The 24504-nt window shown below is 41.3% G+C and carries 27 protein-coding genes; 17 read left to right on the top strand and 10 right to left on the bottom strand.

The annotated features are described in order from the left end of the window. Nucleotides 1-12 precede the first annotated feature (12 nt). On the top strand, nt 13-1689 hold the full coding sequence (locus R2S10_RS05280; RefSeq protein WP_316839400.1) for a histidine kinase: 1677 nt from the start codon (nt 13-15) through the stop codon (nt 1687-1689). After that, a complete protein-coding gene (locus R2S10_RS05275; RefSeq protein ID WP_316839399.1) occupies nt 1686-2390 on the top strand; it encodes a LytTR family DNA-binding domain-containing protein in 705 nt (234 codons plus the stop codon). The genes R2S10_RS05280 and R2S10_RS05275 overlap by 4 nt, the downstream gene beginning before the upstream one ends. A 24-nt stretch (nt 2391-2414) precedes the next feature. On the opposite strand, the gene R2S10_RS05270 is transcribed toward R2S10_RS05275, so the two are convergent. Beyond that, a complete protein-coding gene (locus R2S10_RS05270) occupies nt 2415-3809 on the bottom strand; it encodes a DUF3943 domain-containing protein (protein ID WP_316839398.1) in 1395 nt (464 codons plus the stop codon). Nucleotides 3810-3973: 164 nt separating this feature from the next. Next, the gene (locus R2S10_RS05265; RefSeq protein ID WP_316839397.1) at nt 3974-4708 is read right to left on the bottom strand and encodes a thioredoxin domain-containing protein; all 735 of its coding nucleotides are present in this window, start codon (nt 4706-4708) and stop codon (nt 3974-3976) included. Nucleotides 4709-4878: 170 nt separating this feature from the next. Here R2S10_RS05265 and R2S10_RS05260 point away from each other — a divergent pair, with 170 nt between their 5' ends. From R2S10_RS05260 to R2S10_RS05215, 10 genes are all read left to right on the top strand, one after another. Further along, on the top strand, nt 4879-5571 hold the full coding sequence (locus R2S10_RS05260; protein WP_316839396.1) for a hypothetical protein: 693 nt from the start codon (nt 4879-4881) through the stop codon (nt 5569-5571). Nucleotides 5572-5595: 24 nt separating this feature from the next. After that, on the top strand, nt 5596-6105 hold the full coding sequence (locus R2S10_RS05255) for a GNAT family N-acetyltransferase (protein ID WP_316839395.1): 510 nt from the start codon (nt 5596-5598) through the stop codon (nt 6103-6105). A gap of 36 nt (nt 6106-6141) precedes the next feature. After that, nucleotides 6142-7812 carry a S8 family serine peptidase gene (locus R2S10_RS05250; RefSeq protein ID WP_316839394.1) on the top strand — a complete coding sequence of 557 codons (1671 nt, stop codon included), beginning with the start codon at nt 6142-6144 and terminating at the stop codon, nt 7810-7812. A gap of 114 nt (nt 7813-7926) precedes the next feature. Next, nucleotides 7927-8565 carry a sterol desaturase family protein gene (locus tag R2S10_RS05245; RefSeq protein ID WP_316839393.1) on the top strand — a complete coding sequence of 213 codons (639 nt, stop codon included), beginning with the start codon at nt 7927-7929 and terminating at the stop codon, nt 8563-8565. Nucleotides 8566-8586: 21 nt separating this feature from the next. After that, nucleotides 8587-9669, top strand: coding sequence for a universal stress protein (locus R2S10_RS05240; protein ID WP_316839392.1), 1083 nt, complete (start codon nt 8587-8589; stop codon nt 9667-9669). Nucleotides 9670-9953: 284 nt separating this feature from the next. After that, on the top strand, nt 9954-11294 hold the full coding sequence (gdhA, locus tag R2S10_RS05235) for an NADP-specific glutamate dehydrogenase (RefSeq protein WP_316839391.1): 1341 nt from the start codon (nt 9954-9956) through the stop codon (nt 11292-11294). Nucleotides 11295-11536: 242 nt separating this feature from the next. Beyond that, complete coding sequence (locus R2S10_RS05230; protein WP_316839390.1) at nt 11537-11875, top strand: hypothetical protein; 339 nt, start codon at nt 11537-11539, stop codon at nt 11873-11875. Then, nucleotides 11872-12615, top strand: coding sequence for a response regulator transcription factor (locus tag R2S10_RS05225; RefSeq protein WP_316839389.1), 744 nt, complete (start codon nt 11872-11874; stop codon nt 12613-12615). Before R2S10_RS05230 ends, R2S10_RS05225 begins: the two co-directional genes overlap by 4 nt. Nucleotides 12616-12749: 134 nt before the next feature. Further along, complete coding sequence (locus R2S10_RS05220) at nt 12750-13067, top strand: 4a-hydroxytetrahydrobiopterin dehydratase (RefSeq protein WP_316839388.1); 318 nt, start codon at nt 12750-12752, stop codon at nt 13065-13067. Nucleotides 13068-13114: 47 nt separating this feature from the next. Next, nucleotides 13115-13423, top strand: coding sequence for a hypothetical protein (locus tag R2S10_RS05215; protein ID WP_316839387.1), 309 nt, complete (start codon nt 13115-13117; stop codon nt 13421-13423). 55 nt (nt 13424-13478) lie between these two features. On the opposite strand, the gene R2S10_RS05210 is transcribed toward R2S10_RS05215, so the two are convergent. Both R2S10_RS05210 and R2S10_RS05205 read right to left on the bottom strand, forming a co-directional pair. Beyond that, on the bottom strand, nt 13479-14357 hold the full coding sequence (locus R2S10_RS05210; RefSeq protein ID WP_316839386.1) for a universal stress protein: 879 nt from the start codon (nt 14355-14357) through the stop codon (nt 13479-13481). A 24-nt stretch (nt 14358-14381) separates the two neighbouring features. Beyond that, nucleotides 14382-15965, bottom strand: a complete 1584-nt coding sequence (locus R2S10_RS05205; RefSeq protein ID WP_316839385.1) for a BCCT family transporter — start codon at nt 15963-15965, stop codon at nt 14382-14384. A gap of 164 nt (nt 15966-16129) precedes the next feature. Here R2S10_RS05205 and R2S10_RS05200 point away from each other — a divergent pair, with 164 nt between their 5' ends. From R2S10_RS05200 to R2S10_RS05190, 3 genes are all read left to right on the top strand, one after another. After that, nucleotides 16130-16624 carry a DinB family protein gene (locus R2S10_RS05200; RefSeq protein WP_316839384.1) on the top strand — a complete coding sequence of 165 codons (495 nt, stop codon included), beginning with the start codon at nt 16130-16132 and terminating at the stop codon, nt 16622-16624. Between the two features lie 117 nt (nt 16625-16741). Then, nucleotides 16742-16864 carry a hypothetical protein gene (locus tag R2S10_RS05195; RefSeq protein WP_316839383.1) on the top strand — a complete coding sequence of 41 codons (123 nt, stop codon included), beginning with the start codon at nt 16742-16744 and terminating at the stop codon, nt 16862-16864. A gap of 112 nt (nt 16865-16976) precedes the next feature. Beyond that, nucleotides 16977-18314, top strand: a complete 1338-nt coding sequence (locus tag R2S10_RS05190) for an alpha-L-fucosidase (RefSeq protein WP_316839382.1) — start codon at nt 16977-16979, stop codon at nt 18312-18314. Between the two features lie 99 nt (nt 18315-18413). Here the strand turns inward: R2S10_RS05190 and R2S10_RS05185 are convergent, their stop codons facing one another. The 3 genes from R2S10_RS05185 to R2S10_RS05175 form a co-directional block, all read right to left on the bottom strand. Further along, nucleotides 18414-18605: a cold-shock protein gene (locus R2S10_RS05185; RefSeq protein ID WP_062548246.1), complete on the bottom strand. Its 192-nt coding sequence runs from the start codon at nt 18603-18605 to the stop codon at nt 18414-18416. A 103-nt stretch (nt 18606-18708) separates the two neighbouring features. Next, nucleotides 18709-18861, bottom strand: a complete 153-nt coding sequence (locus tag R2S10_RS05180; protein WP_316839381.1) for a hypothetical protein — start codon at nt 18859-18861, stop codon at nt 18709-18711. Between the two features lie 147 nt (nt 18862-19008). After that, complete coding sequence (locus tag R2S10_RS05175; RefSeq protein WP_316839380.1) at nt 19009-19449, bottom strand: SRPBCC family protein; 441 nt, start codon at nt 19447-19449, stop codon at nt 19009-19011. A 288-nt stretch (nt 19450-19737) separates the two neighbouring features. On the opposite strand from R2S10_RS05175, the gene R2S10_RS05170 reads away from it, so the two are divergent. After that, a complete protein-coding gene (locus R2S10_RS05170) occupies nt 19738-20571 on the top strand; it encodes a DUF1080 domain-containing protein (protein WP_316839379.1) in 834 nt (277 codons plus the stop codon). A gap of 110 nt (nt 20572-20681) precedes the next feature. On the opposite strand, the gene R2S10_RS05165 is transcribed toward R2S10_RS05170, so the two are convergent. The 3 genes from R2S10_RS05165 to R2S10_RS05155 all read right to left on the bottom strand — a co-directional run bounded on the left by R2S10_RS05165 (nt 20682) and on the right by R2S10_RS05155 (nt 22629). Next, a complete protein-coding gene (locus R2S10_RS05165; protein WP_316839378.1) occupies nt 20682-21455 on the bottom strand; it encodes a glucose 1-dehydrogenase in 774 nt (257 codons plus the stop codon). A 122-nt stretch (nt 21456-21577) separates the two neighbouring features. Next, a complete protein-coding gene (locus R2S10_RS05160; RefSeq protein ID WP_316839377.1) occupies nt 21578-22087 on the bottom strand; it encodes a WG repeat-containing protein in 510 nt (169 codons plus the stop codon). 50 nt (nt 22088-22137) lie between these two features. Further along, entirely contained in the window at nt 22138-22629 is a 492-nt protein-coding gene (locus R2S10_RS05155) for a hypothetical protein (RefSeq protein ID WP_316839376.1), read from the bottom strand. A 143-nt stretch (nt 22630-22772) separates the two neighbouring features. Between R2S10_RS05155 and R2S10_RS05150 the strand changes: the two genes are divergently transcribed. Then, nucleotides 22773-24500: a hypothetical protein gene (locus R2S10_RS05150; protein ID WP_316839374.1), complete on the top strand. Its 1728-nt coding sequence runs from the start codon at nt 22773-22775 to the stop codon at nt 24498-24500. Nucleotides 24501-24504: the final 4 nt, after the last annotated feature.

Below are 24504 nucleotides of genomic sequence, written 5' to 3'. Positions count from 1 at the left end.
TAACTTTACCCTATGAACCGCTTTTTATTATTTGTATTCCTTTTAGTCTCTTTTTCTTCCTGTAATGTGATGCCATATGCGGAGATCGCCGATCCGGTTTACCAATCTGGCGATCACCTTCAATGGGCATCTTTAGCCTATGAGGATCAGAATTGGACAAAAGAACGGGTAGATATCCAGGACCGGGTCTATTGGACCCGCGTAAAGCTGGAGCTACTAAAGGGAGTAGGCAAGGAGGGGCACCTCGGCTTAAAAATTCATGCTTTTGGTGCTTTTGAAGTATATTGGGATGGACGGCGGATCGGTCAGAACGGCCTGGTTAAACAGTCAGGTCAGGAAGAAGTTCCAGGCACAGCAGATACGTATTTTATGATTCCTGATTCGCTGGCCAAAAAGGGAAATCATTTAGTCGCAATAAGAGCATCCCAGGCTTATTTGAGTCATGATCTTCGCGAGGTCTTTATCACAATCGGTGTTTACGATCAATTGATTAAAGCTCCACTCATTTTAGCCTCTTTTATGGGTATGATCGCGGGGGTATTTTTAATCGCTGCGCTGTACTATTTCTTTGTTTTCGTCAATAGCAGGAAAAAGGATTATGCAATCCTCATATTTTGTATCACCTGCTTTATTTTTTTTATCCTGCTGCTCGCAGAATACATTAAATTCTACATCACCATTCCTTATACCCAATTTTACCTGCGACTCCAGATCATCGGTTTCCTCACTTTTGTAATTGCCCTGCTTATTCCCTTGTATTTTAGTATTCAATTTCATTTCAAAAGTACCTGGTTATTGCTGGGTATATTGCTGGTGGCGCTCCTAAGTATTTACGGTTACCATTACGGGAGTTATGACCTTACCGCCTGGTATTTCATTTGCGTGATGTGGATTGGTGCTTTCCTGGTGGTGGGGAATGCCATTCTTCAAAAAGAAAAAGGCGCAGGTATTGTGATGGCCGGATTACTGGTCTCGGCTTTGATCGACCATTTTTCCTATTCTGATTTTAGCTTGTTTGTGAGTTTCAGTATCATCATTCTATGCATGCTTTACCTGCACACCATCAGGACCAGAGATGCCGAAAATGAATACAATTCCGCCTTATTGCTTTCTGCCAGACTAAAAACGGAGCTGCTTAAGAAGAATATCCAGCCGCATTTCATTAAAAACACGCTCACTTCCCTAATCGATTGGATTGAAGAGTCGCCACAACAAGGTGTGGTGTTTATCCAGGCACTCTCTACGGAATTTGATTTGTTGAATGAGATGGCAGATGAAACTTTGATCCCTATTGAAAAGGAAATCGAACTCTGTAAAGTCCACATGAAAGTGATGCAATTCCGCAAAGAAGTCCAATATCAATGGTCGGACTCAGGAATTGATCCTAAAGAAAAGATTCCAGCCGCCATCCTGCATACGATTCTTGAAAATGGGATCAGTCATAGTAAACCATTACCGGATGGGAGTGTGCGCTTTCAACTAAACTTTATCCGACAAGAGAAATTTAAACAATATACTTTATTGACCATCGCCGAAAACCGGGAACAAAGGGGCAGAAAACAAGGGGGAACAGGTTTTAAATACATTAAAGCCCGATTAACAGAGAGCTATGGGGATCGCTGGAGCTTTAGCTCTGAAGCAACAGAACAAGGATGGCAGACTACAATAACCATATACGAAAAGGAATGAGAATACTGATTATAGAAGATGAAACGAGAATCGCCGCCAGGATTGAACGGATGACACGTAGCTTTTTTGGACAAAAACTAAAGCAGCTGGATCATTGCGACTCCATTGCTGATGGCTTGTCTTTTTTAGCAGCAAATGAGGTTGATGTTTTGCTGCTAGACCTCAATCTGAATGGTGAAGACGGATTTGAAGTGCTGGCATCTGTCGTATCCAGGTCTTTTCATACGATTGTGATTTCTGCCTATACAGAAAAAGCGATCACCGCATTTGAATATGGAGTGCTTGATTTTGTAGCAAAACCATTTGATGAAAACAGATTGGCCCAAGCATTTCAGCGGATTTCGACTCCTGAACAAAGCAAAGGCAAGGGAACCCGTTTTCTTGCAGTGAAAAAAGCAGGCGCGATTTCCATGATTGAAACAAAAGACCTGCTGTACATTAAAGGTGCTGGTATTTATTCAGAACTTCATTTGAGTAACGGGAAGTCGGAGTTGCACGATAAATCATTAGAAAAACTGGAACTTTTACTTCCTGAATCCTTTGAAAGAGTGCATAAATCCTATATCGTAGCAATTGATCAATGTGAAAAGATCATGGTCAATTCCGGAAGCAAGTACGACCTGATCTTGAAAAATGGGGAGGTGATTCCTATCGGAAGAACCCGTTATCCGGATTTGAAAGCCAAATTGTTTGACCAATAATCTATTCAACAGGAATCAATAAGCTTAATTGTAGGCAATCCGATATTTAAAGCCAACCTTTAAACTCGGAATACTCCGGCTTATATCTACACCATCCTTATAATTTTCCTGGATAAGGAATATACCGGGGGCAGTAGAAAAAGAGATTTCTTTGCTCAATACGTATTCCAGCTCCGTGGCAATGCTTTGCGAAAAATAGCTGGAAGTATTGCCATTCCAGGTACCCAGTAAGCGGGTGTTGTAATGGAGTTCAAACATAAACTTATCAGCCAGATTCAGTTCTGCATTGGCGGTTAAACCAGCACCACCACCAAAGTCATAAGACCTGCTATTGAAAATTTCCCGCTCCCTATATGCACCAATTAATATCGGTCCCATGCCGATGGAAGTTTTGATCCTGGCTTGTGTATTGAGTCCGAATTCTGAGAAGAGGTTGATGTAAATGCTTTGTCCGCCATAAGAGAAATTCTGATTGTTCATGTAATCATAATTTGAATTGATAGTCATCAGGTGTCTGTTCCTGCTATTGGCACTCAAAAGCCAACCATTTACAGGAGCTACAATATTTACAGAATTCACAAAGGAACTGTCATCCTGCCCAACTTCTACATTCATCATGAAACTGCCAAATGGGGTTTTGTAATTTTCAAATGGGTTCCCGTATAAAAGCTTTAATCTACCGTAAACACCAAAATTTGCCTGATCATCTTTCATGTTAACCTTTCTGATCCCCGCTTCCGCCTCAAGGAGAAGGAGGGTAGAGTCTAACTTCTCATATCTGCCGGGTACTTTTCCCCATTCTCCATCCGTAATTCTCCGGAATCCATTGGTAGGATTGATGACCATGCCAATGGTTTCATTGACGTATCTTCTGAATCCTCTTCTCTTCGTTTGGAGTATTTTTCTGGTTAAACGATGTACCGTTTCGCCTATGGTAATTCCGCCGAAAGTGGTGTTCACGATGTCATTTTTGGAAAATGCCTGATTTTCACCTGCTGTTTCCCATAGATAACTTCCTACTAATGCTGCCGGAGCGGATTCCCAAAAGGTAAATCCATTGGAACGGAAGGAATTGAAAAACACACTTCCATGGTAAGGGTGGTCAATCTGATTGGTGGGGAAAGCATCATTGTCCCATTCCCAGTTTTTGGGTTTCAGGTTATATTTGATACTATTTAAAGTAACATTTGAAAAGTCTCTTTTGGTGATGAATTTACTGAAAGACCAGGGAATTAGCTCTGCAAGCACCAGGGATGCCGCTGCCCGTCCAAATCGTTTCTTTGCCACTGGGTATTCTTCAATCGTACTGGCCAGGCTATCCCTTTCATAACGTGGCGCAACATCCTGCGCATAAATTGGAATAGTTACACTTAATAAAAGGAAGAAAAGCGCTGTTTTAAGTCCAGAAGTTATACTCATATGTTTAGATTACCATCTTGTTAACTATCCCCGACTACTTACAGGGATATTAAATTGGTAACACTAAAACATAAGTAATGTTTCTTCTTGAGACTGTTTTTTTTGCCTTCGGCTTAAAAAACTCCTTTTTGGAATGGCTGGGGTTTTAATTCCAGGGATTGGGGTTATTTCAACTCTTGAAGTAATTTTAATAGATCCTGTTCAGATTGAAATCCTGTAACACGTTTTATTTCAATGCCATTACGATAAATAGCCACTACAGGAAGTCCTTCGATTTTAATGGATTTACTTAAAGATTTTGCTTCATCAACATTTACCCTTTCGATGGCCACTTTGCCCTGAAATTGACTCTTTAACTTCGATAAGATCGGTTCCATTTGTTTACATGGCAGGCACCATTCTGCATAGAAATCCACCAATACGTTTTTATTTGCTTTCAGCATTTTATCAAAATCAGTACTGGTAAAGAGGTCAGTTTTTGGTTTTTCTATGTTATTTAAAGGTAAACCATTCTGTTCCCATGCCATAATACCTCCTTTTAGCTCATAAATCTTAGTAAAACCAAGCTCCTGCATTTGCTTTACAGCATTTGCACTTCTTCCGCCACCTTTACAATACACATATATAGGTTGCGTTTTGTCCAGCTCCGAAATTTGCGCTTTGAAAGATTGATCATAAATATTCAAATTTTTTGCCTGCTCCAGGTGACCAGTATTGAACTCTTCCGGAGTTCTTACGTCAAGAATCACCGCCTTGCTATTCGTTTTCAACTGATTTTGGAATTCTACAGCAGGAATTGTTTTGCTATTGCTTTGTGCAATTGCCGATGTGCTGAATAGTAAAAATCCAATAAGAATCGTAAGGAAGGAGCTGCGTTTGATATGCTGATATACTTTCATTCGAAGGTTTTAAAATGGTGATTTTCAAAATTAAGAAATACTATTGGCTTATTGGAGGGAGGATTGTCATGGCTTCATCATTCCAGGCCATGATAGATTTCCCTAAATCTGCTGTTTTGCAACTTTTTCAAAAAACAGGTGTCTACTGAGACAAATGATAACGCTCAATTATGAAATGTATCCTAGCCCTTTTATTGGTTTTTAGCTATAATGCAATAGCCCTTGCACAATCTAAACCGCTTGCAGCGCAGCTGAATAAGCATAAGGCCTCTCGCTATGTGATGAAGTATTATTTTGAAGATACACCGGATATCACACTATGGAATAGAGTGGTTTCGAGGCTGACAACCGATTCCGGTAAATTTTATATGTTGGATTATGATGCCAAAAATCCCGATCACTTACTTTCCAGTTCCTTTTATGATGAAGTCGGAATGCCGATTGTGACGGAGAATGCTAAAGATTTTATGAAGGTCTTTCCGGATCGCATCAGGCTGAGTTTTATGGGAAAAGACACTACTGTTTTTATGAATGGTACTGCGCTAAGGAATTCTACATTATTATGGTTTTGGAAGTATCAACCCAAAAAAGGGGAAGAAGTAGTGGTTGGCGGCATTAGAAGAAACTTTATGACTAAAAAGATAGACCATGTGCAAGTGTCTTACGTTTATCTTGGCAAAGAGCGGATACAGGTGATGGGGAAGAGTGGGCGCTATCATGTGCTGAGAAGTAGACAGTTGAATGGTGATCCGACAGTTTATGACGATGTCTGGTATGATAAAAAAGGGATGATGGTGAAAGAAAAGCATGTAGTTGGAAAGAAACCGCCAAGATTTGGGGTGCTAACGAAAATTATCGAATAAGGTTTTTTAGTAATTTTACCAGCTATGGTAATTAGACAAGCAGTTTTGAATGATGTTCCAGCAGTAATGGCGCTGGTAAAAGCAGTAGTGCCTTTAATGAATGCTGCCGGGAACTGGCAATGGGACGATACTTACCCGAACCCGGAAGTTTTCGAAAAGGACATCGACCTTCAGCAGCTTTGGTTGGCGGATATTGAAGGGGCAGTAGTCGGGATTGCCGCGATTACTACCGATCAGGATGAGGAATATGCACAAGTGGGCTGGGACCTTAATGAAACCGCGATTGTAACACATCGTTTGGCCGTAAGTCCGGATCATCAAGGCAAAGGAATTGCTCTGGCATTGATGCAACAGGCAGAAAAAGTAGCGATAGAACGCCAAATTCCGGTGTTGAGGGTTGATACCAATTCGGAGAACGAAGCTACTCAGCGTTTATTCCCTAAATTGGGATATGCATTTGCAGGAGAGATCGATCTGGCTTTCAGGCCCGGACTGCGATTCTATTGTTACGAGAAGCGCTTGAATTTAAATTAAAATGCGACTATTTTCGTAGCTCATATAAACGCCGTCATGAAACGATATTTTTCCTCATTATTTATAGCTGTTTTCTTTATTTCTTTGCTTTTTACGGGTTGTAAGAAATCTGATGTACCTGTAGTCATTCCAGAAAAACCACTCGACAAGATCGTAATGGAACCCCTGGAAATTACCCTCCAAAAAGAACTCAACGGTGTTTACATTCAACTAAAAGTGAAGGTTAACAATTTGGCTCCAGGAGAGTCGACAGAAGTAATCTGGACTTCAAATGATCCTAGAATAGCGGTGGTGGATGAGTTTGGCGTGGCAACACCTGAAGGTGCCGGGGTAACAGAGATTGTTGCCACATTGCGCAGCGGAAAAGGATCTGCAAAATGCAAGGTAACGGTGACAGATAAAAATGAATATAAATATCGTCTGGTGCTAACAGACAAAGGAAGTTCCGAATTTTCAGTGCAACAGCCGGAAAGATTCCTATCTGCAAAAGCAATTGAAAGACGTAGGAAAAGAAACATCCCGATTGATGAAAGTGATTTGCCGATTTCGACTGATTACCTGAAAAAGATAAAAGAGGTAGGAGGAGTGATTGTTGCAAAGAGCAAATGGCTAAATACGGTGACCGTACATACTGGAGACCAGTTTATGATCGATAAGTACAAAACTTTGCCATTTGTCAAGGAAGTGGCGTTGGTATGGGCGGGCAGAGCGAAAGACAAAACTGCGGGGAAATATGTGGATCAGCCACAGTTGAACCTGAACCCTCCATTGAATACCCCGATAGACTACGGTTCAGCATTTGATAATATCCAGACCAATAATGGACAAGCTTTACACAACAAAGGTTTTAAAGGTGCAGGGATTGATATTGCGGTAATTGATGCAGGTTTTTATAATGCGAACAAGTACCCTATGTTTAAAAATGTGAACATTAAAGGTGCTAAATCTTTTGTCTACGAGAATGATGATCCTTATTCGGTAGATAATCATGGAATTTGGGTGACTTCTACCATGGCGGTTAATCAGCCGGGAAAATATGTTGGGACCGCTCCTGAGGCCAGTTATTGGCTGCTACGCTCAGAGGATACAGCCAATGAGTATCCGGTTGAGGAGGATTATTATGCAACGGCCATTGAATTTGCCGATAGTGTAGGAGTGGATGTGGTGAATACCTCTCTGGGTTATACTGACCTGTATTACCTGGAATCGGCGAGATACACGATGAAAGATATGGATGGTAAAACCGCTATTGCAAGTCGTGCGGCTAATTTTGCAGCGGAAAAGGGAATCTTTATAGTGGTTTCTGCTGGAAATGAATCGAAATGGATAGGTACACCAGGCGATTCTCCCAATGTGCTTACTTTGGGTGGGGTAGATCCAAAACGAAATCTTTACAGCGCTAGTTCGTTCGGGATCACCATAGACGGTCGTATGAAACCAGATGTAATGGCAGTAGGTATGAATGCCCAGGTGATTGGCCCTTTTGGGGTAGAGATCAGAAGCGGGACTTCTTATGCGAGTCCGATTATGTGTGGTTTAGTGGCTTGTTTGTGGCAGGCTTACCCGAAACTGAGCGTAGCAGAGCTGAGAGAGGTGATTCGTAAATCTGCTGATAGAGCGAATCAGCCCGTAATTCCTTTCGGTTATGGGATTCCAGACATGCAAAAAGCGATGGATCTGGCGAATGCAATCAGTCAAAAGAAATAGTCGAATTTTAAAACCAATAGGAATGGCTGCTTGTTTTACAGGTAGCCATTTTATTTTTATAGCTTTTTTGTATTAATGCTCTGATTGTGATTGCTTTAACGAAAGGAGAGGGTGATGAAGGAGGTAAATATTAATAACAAAGGACAAGCCAGGATTTTTAAAAATGATTACCTGGAAATGCTGAGTAAGACCCGTCCCTGGGTGATTTATGGCATCTATATTCCCTTGATCGTCTTTTTACTGTATGATGTCTGGTTCGAATATCATTATTCTTTAGCTCAGGTACTCTCCATATTTTTTGTCGGAATGTTTACCTGGACATTTTTTGAATACCTTGTCCATCGTTTTCTATTTCATTTTGAAGCGACAACTAAGATCGGAAAGCGTCTGGTTTATATCTTTCATGAAAATCACCATGAATATCCAAGGGATAAGAACAGGCTCTTTATGCCTCCTGTACCTAGCGTCTTGATGGCCTTGCTGGTGTTACTTTTGTTTTATGGACTTTCCTTATTGCTCTTCGGCTCGGCAGGTTATGCACTTTTATTTTTCTCCGGTTTTATTTCAGGGTACCTCATTTATGTTTCAATTCATTATGCGATACATGCGTTTCGGCCACCAAAATATATGAAAGTATTATGGCGAAATCATCATCTTCATCATTATAAGCATCCTGATAAAGCATTTGGTGTCAGTTCGATGCTTTGGGATACCTTATTTGGGACTTTACCTAATAAAGGAGATGAGACTTGAGTATAGAAAGGAGAAAACGACATGGAAACATTTTTTGTGAAATTTAAAGCCGGGAGTTTGGAGTTAGGTGGAATTGTAACCACGGCCCATCATTCCCGAAGATTTAAAGTTGAAATGGTGACGAATGAACCCGATCCCATTGTGCTGGACCGTTCTGTGAACGGCATTTGGAAATTGGTAGAGCGGGGACAAAGAAAACTTTCTGATGCAGATTTTGAAGCCCTGGAAGCGGCAATAGAAGAGCAACTGTACAAATTTTACGCGGCAAAGCATATTTTGGTCTTGACCGATTTTTCAGAGGCTGCGGATAATGCGGCCACTTATGCTGCTTTGTTGAGCAGACAGTTAAAAAGTACTAAGCTCGTGCTTTATCATTCTTATGAGTCTATTTTAATGCCCTCTACTACTGGTTTTGCCCCCGTAGGTCCTGGATTTACAGAATCTGAAGCGGGAAGTCTGGAGAAAATTACAGCAATAAAGGAAAGATTGGTGGAGCAGGTATTACCGGAGACTAAAATAGAAGTCAGAAATGACGACCGGACCCTGGTACCCGCAGTAAATATACTCGTTCAGCAATTGCGTACCGGTTTGGTGGTAGTTGGAATGAGAGGAAAAAGTAAGTTGGAACGCTTAATTGTGGGCAGTAACACCCTGGATTTGGCAAAAAGCTGTCTCGCCCCGCTGTTGGTAGTACCTCCTGAAGCGGTATTCCAAAAAATAGAAAGGGTAGTTTTTGCCTGTGACTTAAAAGAAGTGTACGATCTAACCCCGGTTCATGCGATTAAAACCTTTGTTAATGCCCTGCAGGCAAAGTTATTGATCTTAAATGTAGACCGCAGGAATGGAGATTTTGAGCCAGACGAATTGAAACAGTTGAGACTACTTCATGAGTTATGGGATGAGCAGCAGGCAGAATACCACTATATACCCGACGATAATGTGACCGCTGCAATTATAGACTTTGCCGATAAGAAAGGAGCACAATTATTGATTACTATTCCAAAAGTGTATGGTTTTCTTGAAGGTTTCTTCCATCAGAGCGTAACGAATAGCCTGGCTAACCGTACTCATTTGCCATTAATGATGTTTAGAGATGATATATGAAAAGAAAAATTGATTGCTTTCTTGTCTCTCTGGTAGAAATACCAGGTAATTTTGAGCTTTAGCTGAAAAAGCTTTGCTTTAATTTGATTAATTAGTTTTATTTTTCGAAAATAAGGTTATTTTTGTTTTCGGAGCCAAATGAAGTAAATTACAGCAGATTTCATAGCCTGATAATTCAACTACCACGCTTTTCCAGAGAATTCTGAATTAACTCCAAGACCAAGGGTTTGCATTTTAGATGTAAAGACCTTTTTTTTTGCCAATTTTTAACCTAACACACACAAATGAGCCAAACCATCAATGAATTCATGAGTAAAGTTTCGTCCAGAAATACTCATGAACCAGAATTTTTACAAGCCGTATACGAAGTTGCAGAATCCATTATCCCTTTTACTGAAGAGAACCTGAAATACAAAGTGAACAAGGTTTTGGAACGCATTGTTGAACCTGAGCGTGTGATTATCTTTAGAGTACCCTGGTTAAATGACAAAGGAGAAGTGGAAGTGAACCGCGGTTTCAGAGTTCAGATGAACAGTGCAATCGGCCCTTATAAAGGTGGTTTGCGTTTCCATCCTTCGGTAACACTAAGCGTACTGAAGTTTCTTGCTTTCGAACAGGTATTTAAAAATAGCTTAACCGGCCTCCCAATGGGTGGTGGTAAAGGTGGTGCAGATTTCGACCCTAAAGGGAAGTCTGACGCAGAAGTAATGAAGTTTTGCCAGAGCTTCATGACCGAATTGTACCGCCATGTAGGTGCTGATATTGATGTGCCTGCCGGAGATATTGGTGTAGGTGCCAGAGAAATCGGCTATTTATTTGGTCAATATAAACGCATTAAAGGTGAATTTACCGGAGTATTAACTGGTAAAGGCTTTGAGTGGGGTGGAAGTTTAATCCGCCAGGAAGCTACAGGATATGGCGTGGTTTATTTCGTAGAAGAAATGCTGAAAGTGAAAAATGATTCCTTAAAAGGGAAGAATGTAGTGGTTTCAGGTTCTGGAAATGTAGCGCAGTTTACCGTAGAAAAATGTATTCAGGTAGGGGCGAAGGTGCTAACAGTGTCAGATTCTGAAGGTTTTGTTTATGACCCTGCAGGAATTGATGCGGAAAAGCTGAAATTCATTATGGAACTGAAAAATGTCCGCAGAGGAAGAATTAAGGAATATGCAGACGAGTATGGTTGTCAGTTTTTCCCGAATGAGAAGCCATGGGGCATTAAATGCGACATTGCTTTCCCTAATGCGACTCAGAATGAGCTGGACGAAAGTGATGCAGAATTGCTGGTTAGCAATGGTTGTATCTGTGTGGCAGAAGGCGCTAATATGCCAACTACGCCTAAAGCCATCCATGTTTTTGAACGTGCAAAGATTTTATATGCACCCGGTAAAGCGGCAAATGCAGGCGGGGTAGCAGTTTCCGGCCTGGAAATGTCTCAGAACTCTCAGCGTTACTCCTGGGACCGTGAAGAAATTGACGGTAAATTGAAAGTGATCATTTCACAGATCCATAAAACCTGTATGAAGTATGGCGAAGAAGCCGACGGATATATCAATTATGGAAAAGGAGCAAACATCGCAGGATTTGTGAAGGTTGCAGATGCTATGATTGCACAAGGAATCGTGTAAAATAAAATACCTAAGCCGGACTATAGGTTTAGATAAGCCGAATAGCTACTTGTTCATCAAGGATCTATTCGGCTTTTTTTATGGAGTTTTATCCCATATTTTAAGTTTTCGTACCTCTCTCAATTTCTGGCGGTAAGTTTTTTACTGGCCTTAGGTGTTAAGACAATCAGCATGACTTTATCCTTGCCTACCTGCAAAACTATATCGCCCTGCAAAAGCTCAGAATCCTGCCTTCAGACCAGGTGCTGCTGGAAACAAACCTGGAGGTAACAGCTTGCGATCATTTGATTGTGCCGATGCTCTTGATTCCTTTTGTAGAGAATGCTTTTAAACATGGGATAGATCCGGATGAAAAATCATGGATCATCATTGACTTATCCTGTTCGGCGGATCACATTCATTTTAAAGTGCGAAATAGCCTGCCTAAGACACTTTACCAGGATCCGGAAAGAAAGTCGCCGGGAATAGGATTGAATAACGTAAGAGAGCGTCTAATGCTGTTTTATGAAGGAAGACATCAATTGAGTACAACCGTGCTTGAAAATGAATTTATAGCAGAATTAACCCTAAAAGTATCATGAGCAATCCGTCATTTTTAAAAGCCATTGCAATCGATGATGAGCCGATCGCTCTGGAGGTGATCAAAAATCTGGCTTCGGAAGTTCCATGTATCCAGCTCTCCGGATGTTTTACGCGGACTAAGGAAGCGCTGGCCTACCTTCAACAGGAGCAGGTAGACCTGATTTTTCTGGACATTAAGATGCCGGGCTTGTCGGGGATCGACTTCCTGAAATCACTCCCAAACCCGCCAATGGTGATCTTTACAACGGCCTATTCGGAGCATGCAGTACAAAGCTTCGAGCTGGATGCGATAGATTATCTTTTGAAACCATTCTCTTTTCCGCGGTTCCTGAAAGGCTGCAATAAAGCTTTCGAATACCAGCAGCTCCGTCATCAAAGTCGGGGAGGAGTGTCTGTGGTTCCAGGAGAAAAAGCCGGGACTTCAATTTTCATTAAGAGCGGATACGAACTGATTAAGATCGAACGCTCAGATTTACTGTACGCGGAAAGTATTGGCAATTATGTGCAGTTTGTTTTAAGTGCCGGAGTACTCCGGTCGCGCCTGACAATGGGAGAGGCGGAGGCCTTATTATCCCCGCTCGACTTTATTCGGGTGCACCGTTCTTTCCTGGTTTCCTGTCCGAGAATTGGAAAGCTGGACAAGCGAAATGTATGGATAGAAGGGAAGCCAATTCCTGTTGGTTCCATGTATAGATCAGCCCTTGAAAAGATGGTTTTTGATGCGCCTGATCACCGATAATGGTGTCCGAAGTTCGCTCCTATTAATCTAAAGTTTTTATTCCGATAATCTTTTGTAACTATCTGATTTTAAATGTTAGTTTCTTTAAAAGAAAATCAAATTTGCGGCTTCATGAAACAGTTATTGAATTTCAGATGTTTCTAAAGAAGCAGTTACAATACAGTAGCGCTGCAACAGGTATAGCAATGGAAAATGTAGTTCAGAAAGAATGGGAAGAGATCGATAAGAAACTCTACAAAGTTTTAATATTTAAAGATTTTCAGGAAGCATTTGCCTTTATGGTTCGGGTGGCATTTCTGGCGGAGAAGAACAACCATCACCCCCGCTGGACCAACGAATGGAACAAGGTAGAGATCTGGTTGAGTACGCATGATGCCGGTGATGTAGTCACGGAAAAAGATAGAAATCTGGCCAGAGAAATTAATGAATTGCTCTTGCTTGGAGCGCTTTAAAACTTCTCCTTTCGCGAGTTGTTATACCCTTTTAAACCTTTCATATTATGGAAAAGATAATGGTTTATTTCGATATGCCTGGGATGTCAGGCGAACAATACGACCAGATTTGGAGAGACTTGATCGCAGCAGGTCATTCCCATCCTAAAGGGCTGCTACATCATGCGGCAGCGCCTACAGCCAGCAGTTGGTTGGTAGTGGATGTTTGGGAATCTGCAGATCATTTTAAGGAATTTGGAGAAGTGCTGATGCCTATCCTCAGCAAAAATGGGATTGCAGACAACGATCCCCTCATTTTGCCGCTTCATAACATGTATAATGGGGCTGAGAAGCCGGAATATGAATCGAAGATATAAATCAAAATAGGGTGCCCAGATCAACTGGACACGTTTTATATATCAAATGCAGGCATTATTCAATGTTGTGCTTTACAAATAACAGACAGGCATTGCTTTCCAGATAAAGCACCTCATTGGCTACACTGCCCATAAAAAGGGTGGTGACAGAGGTTACACCCTGAACGCCCATGATCAACAAATCTGCTTTTTCCTGCTTTACATGGTACATCAAGGCGGAAGCGATGTTTTTATCTTCTGCGGGAATTACTTTTAAAGGACTCGCATTGGGATATAGTCTGGCCCACTTTTCTGATTTTATTTTGAGGTCTTCCTGAGTATTCTTTCTGATCTCTGCATTGGAGAGGCCAGGAAAGAACTTCCAGGAGAGTTTAGAGATGTTGATGGGCTGAAAAGAGAGTTCTGGCAGCCGACTATGTTTCTTAATATAGCTGCCCCATTGCATCACTTTAGCGGTGTATTTTGAAAAATCGATGGCTTCAATGATCTTTTTCGGTTCCGGATTATAGGTTTCAGGCACAAGCATTGTCTCAAAAGGAAGCATACGAATCAGCTTATGAGCCAGTCCGCCGTTACCTTCCAGATTTTGCTTATTGCCCAATACAGCAAGGTTGCTCTCTTTTCTTTTCGCAGTTTTACTGAAAGCCAGTTCTGTGAAATCTTCGAAACTGACCTCTATCTCATAAGCGAGCTGATCGCCCAGTAGGCCCGGAATCGTGGCCCCCAGCTTCTTTTTAATGGTATTGGCGATGGTGGTTAGCTGCTCTGGATTTTTAAAGGCCTCAGGAAGCTCAGATTGCTTTATGTTATGAAAAAAAACAACCTTGTTTAAGGGTAATAGCGTTGCCAATAGCTTCAGGTACTGAATCAGAGAATGGTCCATTTCAGAAAGATCAAGACCTGCAATTACATTTATTTTAGGGGTTAATGCCATATCGTTATTTGCTGCTTTGGGTAATTACTTTTGTTCAGACATCAGGTCTGAAATGGTGTCTCTATAGCTCTTTTCCTGTTTAGAGCGCAACTTCTTTTTGTTCTTGTTCAACTCTTCCTGGAGCCCTTTTTTCAGACTATAGCACATGAGTAAGATGATGACTGCAAAGGGGAGGCCGGCAATAATGACGGCTGTTTGTAAGGCTTCCAGTCCGCCGCCCCAAAGTAGTACAATCGCTACGATTGCTTGTAGGAATGCCCAGAAAACACGCTGTAATGCTGGGGTATAGGGCGCATTACCTGAAGTAATGTTGTCGATCACCAAAGAGCCTGAATCAGAAGAAGTGATAAAGAAAAAGGCGACCAGCATCACCGCTAATCCGGATAAGATCGAGGCAAAAGGGAGTTTTTGAAGGAACACAAATAAAGCCGTAGCAATGTCAGAATTTACAGCACTGACCAGGCTCAGGTCTCCTTCCAGAATGAAATGCAATGCAGTGCCGCCGAAGACTGTCATCCATAACAAGGTGATTGCGGCGGGCACAATCAAGACCCCAAGGATAAACTCTTTGACGGTTCTTCCTTTGGAGATTCTTGCGATAAAGCTGCCCACAAAAGGGGACCATGCAATCCACCAGGCCCAGTAAAATACGGTCCAGGAGTTCTGCCAGCCTGATTGCCGGTAACTGTCGTTCCAGGTGCTGATTTCTATGAAATCTGCCAGGTAAGATCCGGTATTCTGAATGAAACTTTTTAACAGGGAGATGGAGGGGCCGAAGGCGAACACGAGTAGCATCAATGCAAAAGCCATGATCATATTTCCCTGACTCAGGAGCTTAACGCCTTTATCTAAACCAGAAACGACGGAAATGGTAGCTATAGAGGTTACAATGATGATGATAAAGGATTGCAGTGTGGTCGACATTTCCCAGCCAAACAGGAAGTTTAAACCTGCATTCATTTGTTGTACACCTAAGCCCAAAGAAGTGGAAAGGCCAAATAGCGTGGCAATTACGGAAAGAATGTCGATGGAATGCCCCCACCAACCATGGATGCGTTCCCCTAAAAAGGGATAAAAAAGCGAACGGAAAGTGAGCGGGAGTTTTTTATTGAAAGAGAAGAAGGCGAGTGCCAATCCAACTACCGCATAAATCGCCCAGGCATGCAATCCCCAGTGTAAAGCGGTAAATTCCATGGCCTGTATGGCCAGTTCCGGAGCAGAGCCCGCCGGACGTGGAGGTTGGGCAAAATGGGAAACCGGTTCAGCAATGCTGAAAAACATAATACCTATCCCCATTCCCGCACTGAATAGCATCGCAAACCAGGATATATTGCTGAACTCCGGCTCGGCATCTTCTCCGCCAAGACGGATTCTGCCGAACTTCCCGAAGGCCAGATATAAGCAGAAACCAAGGATAAAATTCACCGTCAGGATCAGGAACCAGCCTAAATTTGCAGTGATGAGCAGTTTTGTGTTGTTAAACCAGGTATCTAGTGATTTTTGAAAGAGCAGACACAATACCAAACTACACACAATCAGGATAATCGAGGTGTAGAAGACTGGTTTATTGAGGACGAATTTAGAATTCGAGGGGTATTTTTTAAGCATTCCACCTGGTTTTATGAATTCATAACATTTTTTTTGCGAATAAGTTTCTGACTTTGGCGCAATTACCCCTTAATATTGACGTTTTACTCCCCTTTGTATTTGAAAGGTTCTGCTTAACTTTAAGAGTAAATCATAAAAAGAGTTAAACCTTAAAATTATAAACTATGGAAAGTGCCACTGTGAGTAGCAGAATGCAGGGATTATTGGCCTTGTTTGATATGCAGACCAACTTTCTTGCGAAAGCATTAGATGGAATTTCGGAGGAAAACATGTACAACCGTTTAAATACGCAGGCGAATCATATGGCCTGGTTGGCGGGTTCTTTGGTGGGCCAACGTTTTTGGATGATTAAGGAGACGAATCCTGGATTGCAGCAGACCGGCCATGACCTTTTTTCTGACCATAAAGGGATTCTGGAAGGCGCAAAATACCCTACAAAAGAAGAATATTTGAAAGACTGGGAGCGGGTCAGTCCAATTGCAAGAAAAGCATTGATCGCCATTGATGACGAAAAGTTAGACAGTGAAATCGATATGGGATTCATGAAAATGACTTATTACGAGATGATTACCTTCACGATTTATCGCGAAGCGAGTATCATTGGACAACTTGCTTTATGGAGAAGACTGTTGGGATACCCGGGATTAAAGTACGATTAGCAGCTATTTTTACTTTTATTGCTGAATTGTACAGCTTATATTTATCAGCCAGCGGTCTGAAAGCAAAGATGACCGCTGTTTGAAATACCTATGATCACAAACGAAAATAAATGCTAATTGAAGTTCTATCATCCGGATTATTGCCCTTTTGGTGGTTTTATCGACCTTGAGGAGACAGAAAAGGTCCTGAATGCATATTCAGAATTGACTGCTGGTTTCAGCTACTGGAATTTCATTTAAAGATCTTAATTGCTTGTGTAACAGAAAGCTGAAATCATTTAATGATTTGGCATTATCGCATAATTGTGAACCGCCTTTATTCCTTTCTTTGTGTTAACCAAATCACACAAGTATGAAAAAGAGCTATCTGCTGATTGCCGGATTGTTATTGTCCTGTCCGGCTTTTGCACAAAAGAACTATTTAGAAGAACCTAAATCTGCTAAAACCGAGCGGATGCAATGGTGGCATGACGATACTTTCGGGATGTTCATTCATTGGGGCTTATATGCGATTCCTGCTGGGACCTACAATGGAAAGGATGGCGGTGCTGAATGGATTATGGAAACCCATAAAATTCCAACCTCAGAATATGAAAAATATGCCCCACAATTCAATCCAGAGAAGTTTGATGCGAAAAAATGGGTGAGTATCGCCAAAGATGCAGGAGCGAAATACATCGTATTCACTTCAAAGCACCATGATGGTTTCAGCATGTGGGACAGTAAAGTGACCAATTATGACATCATGGATGCCAGCCCTTTTAAGAGGGACATTCTTAAGGAGCTATCAGATGCCTGTAAAGCAGCAGGTATTAAGTTTGGCTTGTACCATTCGATCATGGATTGGCATCATCCCAATGCAAACCCGAAACAAAAACCTGCTGAAAAGCCTGATTTTGCGAAATATAGAGAGGAGTATTTAAAACCTCAACTGGCAGAATTGATTAAAAAATATGACCCTGCCATCCTATGGTTCGATGGAGAGTGGATCTCTGAATGGACGGAAGACCAGGGGAGAGACCTTTACAATTATTTACGCAGTCTAAAGCCATCTTTGGTGATCAATAACCGGATCAGTAAGGCCCGTGGGGGAATGGAAGGCATGAATAAGTATGAAAATGCTGCGGGTGATTTCGGGACACCGGAACAGGAGATCTTAAAAACCAATTCTCAGGACTACTGGGAGAGCTGTATGACCATTAACAACAACTGGGGCTTTGTAAAGAACGACCAGAACTGGAAATCGGCTGAAACACTGATCAATAACCTGGTAGATGTAGCGGCAAAAGGAGGGAATTACCTGTTAAATGTTGGTCCAACAGCAGAAGGTGAAATTCCTGCAGCAAGTGTAGCACGGCTGGCAGAAATGGGCGAATGGTTGAAGCTGAATAAGCAAGCAATTTATGCTACAAACAGCCTTGCAAACTATAAAGAGGGGGATCATATCCGCTTTACACAAAGTATGGATGGCAAAACAACCTATGCCATTTTTAATCAGCAAAACAACAATGAACTGAAGTTGAGTTCCCTTCAGCCTAAAGCCGGATCTAAGATCTATATGATTGGTGTAAAAGAGCCATTAAGCTGGACAAAGCAAGAGGGAGGGATACTGGTAAAACTACCGGCAACGCTTCCTGGTAAGTATGCCTGGGTGTTAAAAATACAAACTGCAACACGCAACTCTAAGTAATTCCTTCCCTAATCATTGATTTCATTTCAATTAATTAGTACTGGATTGGGCAAAAAAAAAGCATCTCTTTTGGAGATGCTTTAGTTAATCATCTATAAATTAGATGGCTTTAACATTTGTTGCATTTAGGCCTTTTTTGCCGTTTTCAACTTCATAGGTAACTTTGTCGTTCTCCCTAACTGGGCCTGCTAATCCTGTTACATGTACAAAGATCTCTGCATCTCCGTTTTCTGGTACGATAAAGCCAAATCCTTTTGACTCATTAAAAAATTTTACTGTTCCTTCTGGCATTGTATTTTATTTAGTTTATTAAAAATAAGTTGTTATCGCTCCCAAAGTAGTTGCTCAACGAAAAACAATAACAAGTGTAAAATAAGGATTGTTTAAAACAATTCTAAGTTTTTTTTAATAAAATATTTAATAATGTTTCTTTTCCTGCTTTTTGAGGGTTAAAGACGGGTTTTTGACCTTTTTTTAAAACTATTCTTTCTGTTATTGGTTCTTCAATTATAGATGACATTTTGGAAATCCGTGGATATTCTTCCAAAAAAATCGAAGTTAACACTCGAAAATATTAATTTCATTTAAATAATTTATCTTATGTCTATATTTCTTGAATACCCAACTGCTGAAGATTACCCGATTTATGAGCCTAAACCTTTTGCAACTTTATGGGATTAAGAGGAGAGAAGAATTAAAGGATTTTATCTAATTCATCTAACATCTTAGTCCAGGAACCTTCAGCGCTTTTAATGAAATGTTCCCAATTGGCTGGCATTTTCTGTGTGAGTGTCAGCTCTGCTCCTGTAGGCGATGGTATAATGTCGATCACTATTTCTGAATGCTCTGCGGAATCCTGACGTACTGCCCAGGAAAAGGAGAGGCGTAATGGCCTGCTGATTTCCAGATATTCACCAACATGATCGATTTCTTCCTCATTCCTAAGCACTATAAATGAAAAGGAGCCTCCTACTTTAGGGTCTGCTTGAAGACTAACTATCTTTTCATCCCTAACCTCTGGACCAAACATAAACCTTCCGATCATGGAAGTGTTTAACCAGGCATCAAAAACATCTTCAGCAGATACTGAAAAATGGCGGCTTACTGTGGCATGTGCAGAGAGTTGATCGTTCATGATTTCCATTTTTATATAAGGTTCTAATTGGTTTTTTTCGTATAACTGTTTTCATGGTCATAATGTTTTAAAATAGCTTAAATATTTTCAGGGCAATCCTTTGGTTTACAGCTTGTACAGGCGTTTTTTAGCTTGATTTAGCGGGTTATTTCCAGATGTTAATTCCTTTGCCGGTTTTAATAAAGGTTAATTCTTTAGCGCATAAGCAGGATATTTATTGCCTGATCTGATTTAAATCCCTATTTTTAAAACGAACCATTGTTTTAAAAACGAATCATTGCTAACACCATGAAACTAAAAATCAACTTATTCTTATTTACCGCGCTAACCTTTGTGTTTGTAAACCAGGCTGCTGCCCAAAAGGGCTGGATTGATCTTTTTAACGGAAAAGACCTGAAGGACTGGAACATTAAGATCGCCAAGCATGACTATAATGACAACTATGCCAACACCTTTCGTGTAGAAGGGGGCTTGATCAAAGTAAATTATGATGGTTATGAAAATTTTGACCAGCAGTATGGTCATATCTTTTACAAGAAACCATTTTCTTACTATCTATTAAAAGTGACTTACCGTTTTGTTGGTGATCAGGCCAAAGGCGGAGAGGGCTGGGCGACAAGAAATAGCGGCGCGATGCTGCATTGCCAGGCACCAGAAACGATGTTAAAGAACCAGGATTTCCCGATTTCTATAGAGGCGCAAATCTTAGGTGGTGATGGCGAGCATGTACGTCCAACCAGTAACCTATGTACACCTGGTACGCAGGTAATCTATGATGGAAAGCTATTTACCCCTCATTGTTTAGATTCTAAATCGAAAACTTATGCCGGTGATCAATGGGTAACGGCCGAATTCCTGGTTTTAGGAGATTCTGTGGTTAAACACATCATCAACAAAGAAGTCGTATTGGAATATTCTAAACCTACAATTGGCGGTGGCAATGTGTCTAACTACGATCCTAAGATCAAAGAAAATGGCAAAGCATTAACCGGAGGCTATATCTCGCTGCAGAGCGAAAGTCACCCGATCGAATTTAAAGAAGTAAAGCTGTTTAATTTAGAGCGTTACTCAAAAGATAAAGCGAAGCTGGATAAAGTACTGGAAAAGGTATTAAACCAATAATAACCGCGTTTATTCTTGCTGGGTCAGGAAAAGAGCAGGGATCATTTATAGCCTATTATAAGGTATAAATGATCCCTTTTTTTATTTAGTAAAGGCCTGCTACAGGGTTATTAATCAAGGGTCTGAACACCGCCTCCGTTCACAAACAGAACTTGTCCGCTTACCCATTCTGATACCGGTGCAGCGAAATACAATACCGCTCCTGAGATGTCTGATGGCTTTCCTAATCTTTTGATGGGGGTATGTGACAACATTTTCTCTTCTATTTCCGGAGTAAGTACCGAAGCTAAGGCTGCAGTTTTAGTGGCTCCGGGTCCAACAGCATTTATGCGTACTTCCGGTCCGAAATCCATGGCGAGGTTGCTGCTCATGTGATTCAATGCCGCTTTAGAGGAGGCATAAGCACTCATATTCGGACTTTTATTGACGCTACTCATTGATGTAATGTTAATGATGCTGCCATAACCGTCTTTTTTCATTAAGGGTACACATAATTGTGATAACCTCCATGCACTGAATACGTTCAGTTTAAAAACCCGGGCAAAGTCGTCCACTGTAATGTTAAAGGGGTTTTCGCGACCACCACCACCGCCGCCGGCATTGTTAACCAGGATGTGTACGCCGCCTAATTCCTTTTCGGTTCTTTCCACCAGATTCACCAGGTCTTCATCATTCAGGACATTACATTCCACTGCGATGGCTTTACCACCTTTACTAATGATCTCTGCAGCCACCGATTCGGCATCCTGAAGTTTTAAATCGCCGATAGCAATGGCTGCACCGGCTGCTGCAAGCGTTTCACAGCAAGCCTTTCCAATTCCATTTCCGCCACCGGTTACGATGGCTACTTTTCCTTTAAGGTCAAAAAGTTCGTTAATAAGCATATGTATAGGTTGTGTTAGGTGCTATTTCCAGGCTTTGGGACCTGATTTAGCTACAAAAACAACAACAGCATAGGGAAAATGTTTTCCACTTTCTCTCTTACTTTGCCTGGCAGTAAGTAGTATTACTTATGCACAGGAATAAGCGGTTCAATAAATTCACCTTTTCTATTGACAATGCCTCTTTTACCATCTTTTTCGACAGTAAACCGGCCATTCGCTTTAAAATGATCGATATTGTCATAAATTATAGGAACTACAATGTTGCCTTTGAAATCTATCAGTCCTGATTTTTCTCCTTGAAAAACCAGGGCAAGTTCCTTATCTACTACCGCCAGGAAATCGTAAATAGTATCTACTACCATCACGCCTCTGTCGCTCATTAAGCCTCTTTTAGTGGAGGTTCCTACGGCTAGAAAGCCCACCTCATGCTCGTCGAGTGTGATGTTTGAAAACGGGTATGCCGCAACAATTTCTTTATTACTATTGAAAAATTCCATCTTTCCGGTTATCCTTGACATACGGTAGCCTATAATCTTATCGTTTTTTGGCTTTTGCGCATAGGTATTTAATGTCATAACCATAAAACAGCAACAGGTTGCGAATTTCAGGAAGCTTTTGGAATTGTTTTTCATGAAGTTAATTGCTAAGGTAATTAAGGTTTTGAAATATAACCTTATGAGATTTACTCTTGTTGTAGGATGGTGGTTGTTTTTCCATCTTCAGTTTTGGTTACGATCCAGTGTTTCTGAGCATCTTTTGCCATCGTATATTTTTTATCAGCTGAAGCGTAGGTATCTGTGCCCTCTGTGCTAAGAATGATGGTCTTTTTAAAATCAAGGGCGAAAATCTCCACTTGTTTATGGTCTGAAGAGAATAAGAAGGTGGCGGGAAAATTCTTATTTCTAAGGTCTATCATTTTGTTCTCCAATTCAAATGGACGAATACATTCTTTTCTTAAGACTGACCAGGTGTAACCAGCAGATGCTTTGCATCCATGTTCGTCCTGATCTCCGCCAACTATCGGAGCCTTACGCGTGGTATCCGAAGAAGTCGCCATTGTCGAATCTTGTTTTTGACTGCTGTTGTCCGTTTTTTGAGCGTTACAACTGAATAAAGCCAGTGTAATTAAGGAAAGCCCGAAGGTATAGCTTGTTTTCATAAGGCCTGTTTTCATATAGCGTTTTTTTAAGGATGATAAGGATTACTGCTGTTAAACAACAGTTTGGTTTATTTGTTTTTGAGTCCTATTCGTTTAAGGTGTTGAATTTCCGTATCTTCTGAAAGGAATGAGTATCAATTCTTTAAAGAAACGCGCTTATGAAATCCATTTTAAAGTCAGGCTTCCTTTTCCTGCTCATTAGTAGTCATTTTATCTTCATCAGCGCTAAGGCGCAGGTTAAACAAGTTCCGATTGCGCGTGTCGAGGAGATGGCCAATCTTCCTCAACCTTTAAAGATCATTGACTGGCGACAAATGGCGCTGCGTTTCGATAGTGTCGTTTATGATTTTAAGGCAACAGGTCAATATTGGCCGTTGGTATGGATGGACAGTACCCGTAAAAATTTCGACCAACCAGTGATGGGTATGTATACCGCCATAGGGGATGTCAGGCAGGGGCCAGCCCATAATAAAGGGATGTTTCATGAGGCATTGGCCAATATGGGTGCAGTTTTAGGGGCTTCATTAGTGGGGATTGATAAAAGCAATCAAGAGGGATTAAACTATGTTGCCATGCTGAAAAACTACTTCAACAGCGACACCGGCTGGGACATCATGATGAACAATACTGCTCCGGAAGTGGCTTTATTGGGAGGCGGATATGGACGTGATTGGTGGTATGATGTGTATCCCAATGTTCTCTTTTATGCCATTTATGAAAAGTATCCGGCAACAGCTGATTTCGACCTCATTGCCAAGAAAATAGCTGAAAAGTTCTTTAAAGCCGATTCTATATTGAATGGCAATTACCATTATTCCTATTTTGACTATGGAGCAATGCAGCCAAAAACCAACACCATTTGTCTTCAGCCCGATGCTGCTGCGGGTCATGCTTATGTGTTGTATGCAGCCTATAAAAAATTCGGAGATCCACGTTATTTGAAGGGTGCAATTACTGCGATGAAGGCGCTAGACCAGGAAAAAATCAACCCCACTTATGAATTACTCATGCCATTTGGCGCTTATTTAGCCGCGCGAATGAATGCAGAAGAGGGGACGAATTTCGATGTTTCAAAAATGCTGGGCTGGACCTTTTCAGGTACAGCAATATGTAGGGAAGGTTGGGGATTTCTCGCAGGAAACTGGAATGGGATAGACATTTCAGGAACTGTTGGGAGTACGGTAGATCATGGTGGTTATAGCTTTTTAATGAACACTTTTGATGCGGCCTGGCCACTAGTGCCCTTAGTCAAGTACCAACCTGAATATGCTACGGCCATCGGGAAATGGATGTTGAATGCGGTGAATGCTTCCCGGTTTTTTTATCCGCAATACATGCCAGTAGAGCATCAGACTTTGCCTGAACTGGCGGAGGTTACAAAAGGGGTAATTGCCTATGAAGGACTGGCTAAAGCCTCTACATTTGAAGATCGGTATCTTAGTCTAAAAGCACCTGTGGCGCAAGGTGATGGACCTAAATGGGTGCCGGGTAAAAATCCGGAAGTCTCCCAGTTCAGTGTTTATGGAAGTGGCCATGTCGGTATATTCGGAAGCATTGTACAGGAAACTGAGGTAGAAGGGATTTTACAGCTGGACCTGAATGCCACGGATTTTTATGCCGCTAAAAGTTTTCCTTCCTGGTTGTTTTACAATCCCTATCCAATAGACAAAACACTTAGCTTTAAGCCATCGGAGAAAGTAGATATTTATAACCTGCTGACTCAGAAATTTATCGCCAGAAATGTGAGTGATTCAGTACAGTTTAGCATTCCCGCCTTACAATCCACAATTCTGCTGGCAATTCCTGCCGGACAAAAAACCAGAGTCAGGAACAACCAGCTGCAGGCAGCTGGTTCTGTTATTGATTATCATTATCACCGTAAATAAACAG

This window comes from Pedobacter gandavensis (assembly GCF_032678745.1).
Taxonomy (GTDB): domain Bacteria; phylum Bacteroidota; class Bacteroidia; order Sphingobacteriales; family Sphingobacteriaceae; genus Pedobacter; species Pedobacter gandavensis_C.
The sequence above is the reverse complement of the archived record's forward strand: the minus strand, read 5'-3'. Positions and strand labels throughout refer to the sequence as shown.

Bases quoted from the DNA above. Each gene is read 5' to 3' on its own strand.
- R2S10_RS05205 (WP_316839385.1), bottom strand. From the start codon at position 15,965: ATGCTTAAAAAATACCCCTCGAATTCTAAATTCGTCCTCAATAAACCA.
- R2S10_RS05165 (WP_316839378.1), bottom strand. From the start codon at position 21,455: ATGCTTATTAACGAACTTTTTGACCTTAAAGGAAAAGTAGCCATCGTA.
- R2S10_RS05245 (WP_316839393.1), top strand. From the start codon at position 7,927: ATGAAGGAGGTAAATATTAATAACAAAGGACAAGCCAGGATTTTTAAA.
- R2S10_RS05200 (WP_316839384.1), top strand. From the start codon at position 16,130: ATGGAAAGTGCCACTGTGAGTAGCAGAATGCAGGGATTATTGGCCTTG.
- R2S10_RS05155 (WP_316839376.1), bottom strand. From the start codon at position 22,629: ATGAAAACAGGCCTTATGAAAACAAGCTATACCTTCGGGCTTTCCTTA.
- R2S10_RS05170 (WP_316839379.1), top strand. From the start codon at position 19,738: ATGAAACTAAAAATCAACTTATTCTTATTTACCGCGCTAACCTTTGTG.
- R2S10_RS05210 (WP_316839386.1), bottom strand. From the start codon at position 14,357: ATGGCATTAACCCCTAAAATAAATGTAATTGCAGGTCTTGATCTTTCT.
- R2S10_RS05275 (WP_316839399.1), top strand. From the start codon at position 1,686: ATGAGAATACTGATTATAGAAGATGAAACGAGAATCGCCGCCAGGATT.
- R2S10_RS05185 (WP_062548246.1), bottom strand. From the start codon at position 18,605: ATGCCAGAAGGAACAGTAAAATTTTTTAATGAGTCAAAAGGATTTGGC.
- R2S10_RS05220 (WP_316839388.1), top strand. From the start codon at position 12,750: ATGTTTCTAAAGAAGCAGTTACAATACAGTAGCGCTGCAACAGGTATA.
- R2S10_RS05160 (WP_316839377.1), bottom strand. From the start codon at position 22,087: ATGAAAAACAATTCCAAAAGCTTCCTGAAATTCGCAACCTGTTGCTGT.
- R2S10_RS05240 (WP_316839392.1), top strand. From the start codon at position 8,587: ATGGAAACATTTTTTGTGAAATTTAAAGCCGGGAGTTTGGAGTTAGGT.
- R2S10_RS05265 (WP_316839397.1), bottom strand. From the start codon at position 4,708: ATGAAAGTATATCAGCATATCAAACGCAGCTCCTTCCTTACGATTCTT.
- R2S10_RS05175 (WP_316839380.1), bottom strand. From the start codon at position 19,449: ATGAACGATCAACTCTCTGCACATGCCACAGTAAGCCGCCATTTTTCA.
- R2S10_RS05260 (WP_316839396.1), top strand. From the start codon at position 4,879: ATGAAATGTATCCTAGCCCTTTTATTGGTTTTTAGCTATAATGCAATA.
- gdhA (WP_316839391.1), top strand. From the start codon at position 9,954: ATGAGCCAAACCATCAATGAATTCATGAGTAAAGTTTCGTCCAGAAAT.
- R2S10_RS05215 (WP_316839387.1), top strand. From the start codon at position 13,115: ATGGAAAAGATAATGGTTTATTTCGATATGCCTGGGATGTCAGGCGAA.
- R2S10_RS05150 (WP_316839374.1), top strand. From the start codon at position 22,773: ATGAAATCCATTTTAAAGTCAGGCTTCCTTTTCCTGCTCATTAGTAGT.
- R2S10_RS05250 (WP_316839394.1), top strand. From the start codon at position 6,142: ATGAAACGATATTTTTCCTCATTATTTATAGCTGTTTTCTTTATTTCT.
- R2S10_RS05255 (WP_316839395.1), top strand. From the start codon at position 5,596: ATGGTAATTAGACAAGCAGTTTTGAATGATGTTCCAGCAGTAATGGCG.
- R2S10_RS05280 (WP_316839400.1), top strand. From the start codon at position 13: ATGAACCGCTTTTTATTATTTGTATTCCTTTTAGTCTCTTTTTCTTCC.
- R2S10_RS05225 (WP_316839389.1), top strand. From the start codon at position 11,872: ATGAGCAATCCGTCATTTTTAAAAGCCATTGCAATCGATGATGAGCCG.
- R2S10_RS05270 (WP_316839398.1), bottom strand. From the start codon at position 3,809: ATGAGTATAACTTCTGGACTTAAAACAGCGCTTTTCTTCCTTTTATTA.
- R2S10_RS05190 (WP_316839382.1), top strand. From the start codon at position 16,977: ATGAAAAAGAGCTATCTGCTGATTGCCGGATTGTTATTGTCCTGTCCG.